A 1,284-nucleotide genomic window follows, 5' to 3' on the forward strand; every position below is an offset into this window, starting at 1 on the left:
GGGAGCATCCCAGTTTTGCAATGAGTAAAAATACTCAGGCAATATCGCCGTTGAGATAAGCACAACGTAGCTTCAAATACTGAGGAACATTCTCTGCTTTCCATTGTGCTCCCACAATTTTCATTCTTGCACCTATTTGCTTAATCTTTGACTCTACACTTCCAGAACCGATGCAAATCCCTTGTGATTGATAGAGTTCGTAATTGGGTATTCTTTCTCGATGTTTATCGACATATTTGGTGAAATTTATAGCCTGTTTCTTTTTGCATCCCTCTAATTCCTCTAAAACTCTTTTCACCTCTCCTTTCCATAAATTCTCTTTGATTCTATTCAGACGCTTGTTTGACCCGCCTATTTTATTCATATTCTCTACTAAATGATACCAATCCAATATTTCTCTCCTTTTAACACCGATTTTCTCCATCAGATTCCACACCCCATCATGACCATCTCCTAAACAGGTGACTACCTCTGTTAAGGGCTGACGGTTCACCCATTCCAGTAATTCTTCATTTTGCTGAAAAAATCCCGCACATTCTTGACCATGCAGACTTACTGCTTTGTAATCTCGACCTTGACTCGGTTGTCCTTTGGGCGTTCTGATTCTGACTTTTCCTCCATCTACACTCAATGCTTCTACCGGACTCTTTGCTTCTGCTTCCTCAAATTTATATCTTTGTACAAGCCTCTGTTGACTACTGCCTGAAACTGCCATTCCTGTCGCCATTTTGATAGCTTTTTCCGCATCTTCAAAAGAGACTTTAGCCACTGCTCCTAAGCAACATTTCTCCAGCATGGGACTTAATCGATTATTCTTGCTTAATCCTAGTTTATCGGCTTGTTTCTCGCTTATCTTGACTTTCCCTATGATACTGCTTACGCTTTTGGTTCGCCCTGCTTGGGTTCCTGTTGCTGATTCAAAAAAAAATTGCCTATGGCAGGACCCAATGTAGTCAGCCAATGGTCTCGCAGGGCGGTTTCAATGCCCTCAAAGCTACGTAGTTGTTCTTCTGGGGTATTATCGACTAGAATTTGAGCAATGGCTTTTAAATGTTGATCTAGTTGTTCTTTTTGGTCTGTATTCATGATTCTACCGTTTAATTGTTTCTCTTTATTTTGCCTTAGCTAACGTTTTTAGTCTCTAAGCATTTATACTTATTGCAAAATTGGGATGCTCCCTGTAAATGTGGCTCTTCGGGAATTGTTATGCAAATAATTAACTTAAAATAAAATTCGATGAGAGCAACTACGCTCAAAAGTAGCTGAAATCCATACAGGGAAAGA

The 1,284-nt window shown here is 39.8% G+C and carries 1 protein-coding gene; it reads right to left on the reverse strand.

Annotation, left to right across the window (positions count from 1 at the left end; all coding sequences use genetic code 11):
• Positions 1-34 precede the first annotated feature (34 nt).
• A protein-coding gene (locus PX636_RS10335) for an ISKra4-like element ISMae18 family transposase (RefSeq protein ID WP_288117044.1) occupies positions 35-1,086 on the reverse strand; the annotation gives its coding sequence in 2 pieces (ribosomal slippage) (positions 35-930 and positions 930-1,086; 1,053 coding nt in all).
• Positions 1,087-1,284 lie beyond the last annotated feature (198 nt).

It is taken from the genome of Microcystis sp. M53598_WE2, from assembly GCF_030067735.1.
Taxonomy (GTDB): Bacteria; Cyanobacteriota; Cyanobacteriia; order Cyanobacteriales; family Microcystaceae; genus Microcystis; species Microcystis aeruginosa.